The organism is Ruegeria sp. CL3, assembly GCF_056536505.1.
In genome coordinates, this window is sequence record NZ_JBQFPT010000015.1 from 81,742 (window position 1) to 89,625 (window position 7,884).

A 7,884-nucleotide genomic window follows, 5' to 3' on the forward strand; every position below is an offset into this window, starting at 1 on the left:
GGTTCGATCAGCCGAGTTTCTCGGTCAGTTCGGGTACGGCCTGGAACAGGTCAGCAACCAGACCGAAGTCAGCAACCTGGAAGATCGGTGCTTCTTCGTCTTTGTTGATCGCAACGATGACCTTCGAGTCCTTCATACCAGCCAAGTGCTGGATCGCGCCCGAGATGCCGACGGCGACATACAGGTCCGGTGCAACAACCTTACCGGTCTGACCCACCTGCCAATCGTTCGGGGCATAGCCCGAGTCCACGGCGGCACGCGACGCGCCAACAGCGGCGCCGAGCTTGTCAGCCAGAGTCTCGATCAATTTGAAGTCTTCTTCCGAGCCAACACCACGGCCGCCCGAAACAACAACACCAGCCGAGGTCAACTCGGGACGGTCGCTCTCGGCAACCTTGTCCTCAACCCAGGACGACAGGCCGGGGTTTTCGCCAACCGAGATGGTCTCAACCGCAGCCGAACCGCCTTCGCCTGCCGCATCAAAGGAAGCGGTTCGGAAGGTGACGACTTTCTTGGCGTCGTTCGACTTGACGGTCTGGATAGCGTTGCCCGCATAGATCGGACGCTCGAAGGTCGAGCCGTCAACCACGCCGGACGCATCCGAGATCACCATCACGTCCAGCAGCGCAGCAACGCGCGGCATGACGTTCTTGGCGTCGGTGGTGGCAGGGGCAACGATGTGCTCATAGCCATCGGCCAGACCTACGATCAGTGCTGCGGTCGATTCGGCCAGGCGGTGGCCCAGCGACTCGTCTTCAGCAACCAGAACCTTGGACACGCCGTCGATCTTGGCAGCAGCCTCGCCGGCAGCAGCGGCAGAACCACCCGCGGCCAGAACGGTCACATCACCCAGCGATTTCGCAGCGGACACGGCCTTGGCGGTGGCGTCCAGCGACAGTTCGCCATTGTTGACTTCGGCAAGCAGAAGTACAGCCATTACACAGCCCCCGCTTCTTTGAGTTTCGAGACCAGCTCATCAACCGAGCCGACGACGATACCAGCGGCACGCGCCGGCGGCTCATCGGTTTTGACGATTTCCAGACGCGGAGTGACGTCGACGCCGTAATCGGCAGCGGTTTTCTCATCCAGCGGCTTTTTCTTCGCCTTCATGATGTTCGGCAGCGAAGCATAGCGCGGCTCGTTCAGGCGCAGGTCAACGGTCACGATGGTCGGCATCTTGACGTTGATGGTCTGCAGACCGCCGTCAACCTCACGGGTGATTTTGGCGGTGTCGCCTTCGATGTCCAGCTCGGAGGCGAAGGTGCCCTGGCTCCAGCCCAATAGGGCCGACAGCATCTGGCCGGTGGCGTTCATGTCATTGTCGATCGCCTGCTTGCCCGCCAGAACGATACCCGGCTGCTCTTCCTCGACCACTTTGGCCAGGATTTTCGCAACGGCCAGAGGCTCGATATCCGTGTGGACGTCATCCGCGGCAACAACCAGAATGGCGCGATCCGCACCCATGGCCAGAGCAGTCCGCAGCGTTTCCTGCGCCTGCTTCACGCCGATCGAAACAGCAACGACTTCGTCAGCCTTGCCTGCTTCTTTCAGGCGGATCGCCTCTTCAACCGCAATCTCGTCGAACGGGTTCATCGACATTTTTACATTGGCGAGATCAACACCGCTGCCATCCGCCTTAACACGGACCTTAACGTTGTAGTCAATCACGCGCTTGACAGGCACAAGTACCTTCATTTTTGCGTTCGCTCCTTACAAAAACGGCAAGCCGCGTCGCGACTCCACCAATGCTCTCGCGGGACTAGATAGCGCCTCAATCTCATCGACAACAGAGCAAAATCGTCACGTCATGGGCTTGAGACGTCGCGTTTTGTGTTTTTTGACGAATAGGGAGCAGAGTTTTTTGGCGGTTAGCCGTCGATGGTGGGATTTGGTTGCCGGTGGCTAACCTGACCAGCCGAAACCAGTAGGTTGATTGTTCTGGTCAGCGGGACACCGAGTAAATGACACTTAGCAACCGTTCTTTGGGCCGGGGCTCCGACCTTCCGGTCGCCGGGACGTCCACTGGACGTCCCGCCGCTTTCAGCGGTTCGCTCCCGGAACCCACAAGACATCATCCTTGCCGCTGTTGTTGGCGCAGCGGGCGGCGACGAAGAACCAATCGCTCAGACGGTTCAGGTATTTGACCGCGACCTCGTTGACAGGCTCCATATTGGTCAGCTCAACCGCCAAACGCTCGGCTCGGCGCGAGACGGTGCGGCAGACATGCAGATGCGCCGCCAGAGCCGAGCCGCCGGGCAGGATGAAGCTGCGTAGCGGTTCCAGATCAGCATTCATAGCGTCGATTTCAGCCTCTAGCCGGTCGATCTGGGCAGGCGCGATGCGCAACGGCGGGTAGTCGGCCTCGGCGTCTTTTTCCATGTCGGGGCGGCAAAAATCAGCCCCCAGATCGAACAGGTCGTTTTGAATGCGGGCCAGCGCGGCGTCAGTTTCGCCCTCGGCTTCGGTCCGGGCAACACCGACAAAGGCGTTCAGCTCATCAACCGTGCCATATGCGGCCACGCGGCCCGAGTATTTCGCAACCCGTTCGCCATTGCCCAAAGCGGTTTTTCCGTCATCGCCCGTGCGCGTGTAGATTTTGTTCAGAACGACCATCTTCAAACTCCTTGTCCGCGCAAGAAGACGTAAAGCACAATCAGCAATACGGCAATGAATTGAAAGAGGATGCGCAGGCGCATCATTTTATTGCTTTTCTTGGCGGCATCCATGCCGCTTTTACCGAAATTTGCGATTCCAAGGGTTAGCACGACGACAACCGCCGCCATCGCCAAGAGCAAAACGACCATCAAAGGGTCCATCGTCAGTCACCGTCCGCTTTTTCTTTGGGTGCGCCTGATCTAGCGCCTGCCAGGCCAAAAGCGAACGGGAAATTTTGCCTCAGATGTCTGACAGGATGCGGTCGATGGCTTTTGTTGGCAGAATTCGCCGCAAATAGCCCGCAATATAGGTCGGAGTCGTCACGTAATAGCGCGCCTTGGGCCGTTTCGCTTCGACCGCATGGGCCAGCTTGCTGGTCACGGCCGAGGCGGGCAGTTCGAACGAGTCAGGCCCCGAGCCTTCGTAGAGCCGTTTCAGCAAAGATGCCTCATACCTGTCACGCAAGACCGAGTTCTCCCAATCCACGAAGCGCTCGAACACCGGAATCGCCTTTTCGCGGATTTTCGACGTGATCGGACCGGGTTCAATCAGGATGACCTTGACGCCACTGCCGCGCAGTTCCAGGCGCATCGTGTCGGTCAGACCTTCGATCGCATATTTGGTGGCGACATAGGCGCCGCGCCAGGGGAATGCGACCAGCCCCAGAACTGAGGAGTTCTGGACAATGCGCCCATGACCCTGTTCGCGCATGACGGGAATGACCTGCCGCGTCAGCTCGTGCCAGCCGAAGACATTCGACTCGAAGATGAACCGCAAACCGTCGGTCGGCACATCTTCGACCGCGCCGGGCAGTCCGTGCGCCCCGTTGTTGAACAGGGCGTCCAAAGTGCCTCCGGTGGCCTCAAGAACCTCGGCCAGTCCGGCTTTGATGCTGTCCGTGTCCTGATAGTCGATTCGTGGGCTTTCAAATCCCTGCGCGCGCAGCCTGTCGCAATCACGCTGCTGGCGGCACGAGGCAAAGACGCGCCAACCGCGTGCACGCATACCGTGTGCTGCATCCAGGCCGATGCCGGACGAGCAGCCGGTAATAAGAATTGATTTCTGCATGATGGCCCCGAACCTCAACGTCCCCAACACCTAGGCTGCGAGAGGAAACAGGGCAATGACGCCCGGACGTCAGTTTGTGGTTTTGCGGACCAGTGATGCCGAAATCCATCCGACCTGTTGCCCGGGAAACACGCGTGTGCGCAACCAACCCGTGCCGGAATCGCTCAGGACCTCGACCCGTTGCCCGATCGTGGCCTTGCCGATGATGGGATAGATCGTGCCCGGACCGTCACGCATGTTCACGCGGGTGCCAGAGATTTCGCGGATGTCCTTTTCGGGTTCCGGGACAGGGGTCACGGCGGGTTCCGCGTCGGTTGTGACTTGCTGCATCGCCGTCACGCCGCCTTCCAGTGAGGCCAGCGTAAGCGTGACATCCTGATCTTCGAACAGAGACGGATTCGCCTGCAGTCCGGCTGCAACCTGAGACAGAAGCGCCTTGGTTTCTTCCTCGCCCAGAACAGGTTCGGGTTCTGCAATAAACTCAATAACGGGGATGGGTTGAACTGCGGCGCGGGTCACCAATTCCGCAACCGGAGCGGCTGCCAGAGGCGTCGCCTTCGGTGCAGGTTCGAACGTGGCAGCCATGCGCTGCGGATTGTCACTGCGCAGGCCGCGCGGCTCAAAGTCGGGGCCACCGCTCATGACGTAGAAGGCCCATCCCAGGGCGGCGAAAGTAACAAGTATCAGGCGCGTCATGACGCTTCCCCCCGAAGAAATCGTAAATACAAGAATTGGCAGCAGTTTAATTCATGAGAGCATAGCATAGTTCGAGGCGGGAGTCGAAAAATGGGGGAAATCCGTGGGTTGCCTCCCCCTGTTGCAAAAAGCGCGACTTGTCCCCAGTAAAATAAGTCTTGGTTGCTTTACCAAGCCGCGCTTGCGTCGTATCACATCATATATGAACGATACGATCGACGACCCCAACATGGAGGCCCCTGACAATGGGGGCGAGGTAGCCGAACCGCTACGCCGCGCAATTGGTGAGCGCTATCTGACCTATGCGCTGTCCACCATCATGCACCGCGCCCTGCCGGATGCGCGTGATGGTTTGAAACCGGTTCACAGGCGAATCCTCTATGCGATGAGGGAACTGCGACTCAGTGCAACCGGAGGTTTCCGGAAGTCCGCGAAGATCTCGGGCGATGTGATGGGTAACTATCACCCGCATGGTGACGCCGCGATCTACGACGCGATGGCGCGTCTGGCGCAGGACTTCAACGTCCGCTACCCGCTGGTCGACGGGCAGGGGAACTTTGGCAATATCGACGGCGATAACCCGGCGGCCTCGCGATACACCGAAGCCCGGATGACCATCGTGGCCGAGGCGCTGCTTGAGGGTCTAAACGAGGACGCCGTTGGTTTCCGTGACAACTATGATGGCACGCTGACCGAGCCGGTCGTGCTGCCCGCTCAGTTCCCGAACCTGCTGGCAAACGGTGCCAGCGGCATTGCGGTGGGTATGGCGACGAATATCCCGCCGCACAATATCTCTGAGCTATGTGACGCCTGTCTGCATCTGATCAAAACGCCGGATGCGCGTGACGATACGCTGTTGAACTATGTGCCCGGCCCGGATTTCCCGACCGGCGGCGTCATCGTTGAGCCGCCCGAGAATATCGCGCAAGCCTATCGCACCGGGCGCGGGTCCTTCCGGCTGCGGTGCAAGTTCGAAGTCGAGGATCTGGGCCGTGGCCAATGGCAGATCGTCGTCACCGAGATCCCGTATCAGGTCCAGAAGTCCAAGCTGATCGAGAAGATCGCGGAACTGATCCAGACCAAGAAAATCCCGATCCTCGCCGATGTACGGGACGAATCCGCCGATGACATCCGCCTGATCCTTGAGCCGCGTTCCAAAAACGTCGACCCCGAGGTGCTGATGGGCATGCTTTATCGCAACTCGGACCTTGAGGTGCGGTTCAGCCTGAACATGAACGTGCTGATCGACGGTGTGACGCCCAAGGTCTGCTCGATGAAGGAAGTGCTGCGCGCTTTCCTTGATCACCGGCAAGAGGTCCTGATCCGCCGCTCGCGTCACCGCATGGCGAAGATCGACCATCGGTTGGAGGTATTGGAGGGCTTTATCGTCGCCTTCCTCAACCTTGATCGGGTGATCGACATCATTCGTTACGACGATGACCCCAAAGCCGCGCTGATGCGCGAGGATTGGGGTGTTGATCACGTCCGCGCCACGGACGAATCCGACTACATCACACCCAAACCGGGTGAGGGTGAGTTGTCTGAAGTTCAGGTCGACGCGATTCTCAATATGCGCCTGCGCAGTCTGCGCCGTCTGGAAGAGATGGAACTGGTCCGCGAACGCGACGAGTTGATGCTGGAGCGCGCCAATCTCGAAGACCTACTGGCCGATCCCGCTCTGCAATGGGCCAAGATCGCCGAGCAGTTGAAAGAGACCAAGAAGACCTTCGGCAAAGACTACGAAGGCGGCGCGCGCCGTACCCGGTTCGCCGAGGCCGGACAGGTCGAGGAAGTGCCGCTTGAGGCGATGATCGATAAGGAACCGATCACGGTGGTCTGCTCTCAGATGGGCTGGATTCGGGCCATGACCGGTCACATCGACCTCAAGCGTGAATTAAAGTTCAAAGACGGTGACGGCCCCCGGTTCATCTTCCATGCGGAAACCACGGATCGGTTGCTGGTCTTTGCCTCGAACGGACGCTTCTACACCGTCAGTGCCGCCAACCTGCCCGGCGGGCGGGGCATGGGTGAGCCGCTCCGCCTGATGGTCGATCTTCCGAACGAGGCGCAGATCATCGACATCCTGATCCACAAACCGGGGCGCAAGCTGCTGGTGGCCTCGGACGCTGGCAACGGTTTCATGGTGCCCGAGGATGACGTGCTGGCGCAGACCCGCAACGGGAAACAGGTACTCAACGTCAAGGGCGACGAGACGGCGATGATCTGTAAACCCGTCGCAGGCGATCACGTCGCAGTAGTCTCGCAGAATGGCAAGTTCCTGGTTTTCCCGACCGAAGAGCTGCCCGAGATGACCCGAGGCAAAGGCGTGCGTTTGCAGAAATACAATATGGCGCGCGGCCGGCAGGGCACGTTGGAGCTGGATGGCGGCCTGTCCGACATCACCACCTTTAACTGGGAAGAAGGGCTCAAGTGGTCCATGGGCGGCGACAAAACCCGACACGAGGCGGATATGTCCCAATGGCTGGCCAAACGCGCCAGCGTCGGGAAAAAACCCCCTTATGGTTTCCCGCGTGACTATAAATTCTCGTGATCTGTCGAGGGTTTCGGGCGAAATCCGCCGATACGGCTTGGCACATGCCGTATCGGTGCGCTAGATCAAAGAAAAACAGGCCTATCGAGACGAGATCATGCTGCGCATTTTGACCCTGATTACTGGACTGGCCCTCATGGGCGCCTGCACGCAGACGCAAGTGTATGAAGAACCCGAGTCGTTGGGGGAGTTCAAGCTGCGCGTAAACTACGCTTTCGCTGAGAAAGCCCGCCAAGGACCGGTCTCGCGCGATGCGACTCCAAAAGAGTGGGAAAACGCCATTCAGAACGCGGTTGATATCCGTCTCGGCCGTTATGAAGGCGCACAGGAATACGATATCGGTATCAGCCTCGAAGGCTACATGCTGGCGCCTCCGGGCATTCCCGTCATCTACAATCCCAAAAGCACGGCGATTGTTCTGGTCAACGTTTATGACGTGAAAAAGAAAGAGTTTCTCGCCAAGGGCAAGCAGTTCCAGGTTTTGGAAGACACGACCGGAGAGAGCGCTCTGACAGGATCGGGCAATACTCGCACAAAAGAAGAGCAGATGAGCGGCCTTGCCCTGAAAGTTGCCGACCGAGTCGAAGAGTGGCTGGCCGAAGAACATAAGGACAATGGTTGGTTTGATCGGCGTCCGGACCTGATCCAGCCGCTGGAAACGAGTGAGCTCACGCAAAATCCGGCGTGATCGGCGCATTTCCCTCAGGATGTGCTTGATTTTCCCCTTTGAACCAAATATCTCGCGCGCGCAGATGTAACCACGGGACCAAGGGTCCCCCAAATCGCAAAAGGGCGCCTGAGGAATGGCAAAGGAAAAGTTTGAGCGTACAAAACCGCACGTCAACATCGGCACGATTGGCCACGTTGACCACGGCAAGACGACGCTGACCGCAGCGATCACCAAATATTTTGGT

9 protein-coding genes are annotated in these 7,884 nt (G+C 58.9%); 3 read left to right on the forward strand and 6 right to left on the reverse strand.

All coding sequences use genetic code 11. The features are described 5' to 3' along the window. Nucleotides 1-7: 7 nt before the first annotated feature. The 6 genes from ACR0NO_RS19940 to ACR0NO_RS19965 all read right to left on the reverse strand — a co-directional run bounded on the left by ACR0NO_RS19940 (nucleotide 8) and on the right by ACR0NO_RS19965 (nucleotide 4,419). The gene (locus tag ACR0NO_RS19940; protein WP_170380422.1) at nucleotides 8-937 is read right to left on the reverse strand and encodes an electron transfer flavoprotein subunit alpha/FixB family protein; all 930 of its coding nucleotides are present in this window, start codon (nucleotides 935-937) and stop codon (nucleotides 8-10) included. Then, on the reverse strand, nucleotides 937-1,695 hold the full coding sequence (locus ACR0NO_RS19945) for an electron transfer flavoprotein subunit beta/FixA family protein (RefSeq protein ID WP_170463230.1): 759 nt from the start codon (nucleotides 1,693-1,695) through the stop codon (nucleotides 937-939). The genes ACR0NO_RS19940 and ACR0NO_RS19945 overlap by 1 nt, the downstream gene beginning before the upstream one ends. Before the next feature lie 345 nt (nucleotides 1,696-2,040). Next, entirely contained in the window at nucleotides 2,041-2,613 is a 573-nt protein-coding gene (locus ACR0NO_RS19950) for a cob(I)yrinic acid a,c-diamide adenosyltransferase (protein ID WP_170380420.1), read from the reverse strand. A 2-nt stretch (nucleotides 2,614-2,615) separates the two neighbouring features. Next, complete coding sequence (locus ACR0NO_RS19955; protein WP_170380419.1) at nucleotides 2,616-2,816, reverse strand: twin transmembrane helix small protein; 201 nt, start codon at nucleotides 2,814-2,816, stop codon at nucleotides 2,616-2,618. A gap of 79 nt (nucleotides 2,817-2,895) precedes the next feature. Continuing rightward, complete coding sequence (locus tag ACR0NO_RS19960; protein ID WP_480725248.1) at nucleotides 2,896-3,723, reverse strand: SDR family NAD(P)-dependent oxidoreductase; 828 nt, start codon at nucleotides 3,721-3,723, stop codon at nucleotides 2,896-2,898. 69 nt (nucleotides 3,724-3,792) lie between these two features. Then, a complete protein-coding gene (locus tag ACR0NO_RS19965) occupies nucleotides 3,793-4,419 on the reverse strand; it encodes an SH3 domain-containing protein (protein WP_480725249.1) in 627 nt (208 codons plus the stop codon). Nucleotides 4,420-4,621: 202 nt separating this feature from the next. On the opposite strand from ACR0NO_RS19965, the gene parC reads away from it, so the two are divergent. The 3 genes from parC to ACR0NO_RS19980 form a co-directional block, all read left to right on the forward strand. Then, complete coding sequence (gene parC, locus ACR0NO_RS19970) at nucleotides 4,622-6,970, forward strand: DNA topoisomerase IV subunit A (RefSeq protein WP_480725251.1); 2,349 nt, start codon at nucleotides 4,622-4,624, stop codon at nucleotides 6,968-6,970. A 97-nt stretch (nucleotides 6,971-7,067) separates the two neighbouring features. Then, the gene (locus ACR0NO_RS19975) at nucleotides 7,068-7,658 is read left to right on the forward strand and encodes a hypothetical protein (RefSeq protein ID WP_170380416.1); all 591 of its coding nucleotides are present in this window, start codon (nucleotides 7,068-7,070) and stop codon (nucleotides 7,656-7,658) included. Between the two features lie 115 nt (nucleotides 7,659-7,773). Then, on the forward strand, nucleotides 7,774-7,884 hold a 111-nt coding region (locus ACR0NO_RS19980), incomplete at its 3' end, for a GTP-binding protein (RefSeq protein ID WP_170744588.1).

Bases quoted from the DNA above. Each gene is read 5' to 3' on its own strand.
- ACR0NO_RS19940 (WP_170380422.1), bottom strand. From the start codon at position 937: ATGGCTGTACTTCTGCTTGCCGAAGTCAACAATGGCGAACTGTCGCTG.
- ACR0NO_RS19945 (WP_170463230.1), bottom strand. From the start codon at position 1,695: ATGAAGGTACTTGTGCCTGTCAAGCGCGTGATTGACTACAACGTTAAG.
- ACR0NO_RS19950 (WP_170380420.1), bottom strand. From the start codon at position 2,613: ATGGTCGTTCTGAACAAAATCTACACGCGCACGGGCGATGACGGAAAA.
- ACR0NO_RS19955 (WP_170380419.1), bottom strand. From the start codon at position 2,816: ATGGACCCTTTGATGGTCGTTTTGCTCTTGGCGATGGCGGCGGTTGTC.
- ACR0NO_RS19960 (WP_480725248.1), bottom strand. From the start codon at position 3,723: ATGCAGAAATCAATTCTTATTACCGGCTGCTCGTCCGGCATCGGCCTG.
- ACR0NO_RS19965 (WP_480725249.1), bottom strand. From the start codon at position 4,419: ATGACGCGCCTGATACTTGTTACTTTCGCCGCCCTGGGATGGGCCTTC.
- parC (WP_480725251.1), top strand. From the start codon at position 4,622: ATGAACGATACGATCGACGACCCCAACATGGAGGCCCCTGACAATGGG.
- ACR0NO_RS19975 (WP_170380416.1), top strand. From the start codon at position 7,068: ATGCTGCGCATTTTGACCCTGATTACTGGACTGGCCCTCATGGGCGCC.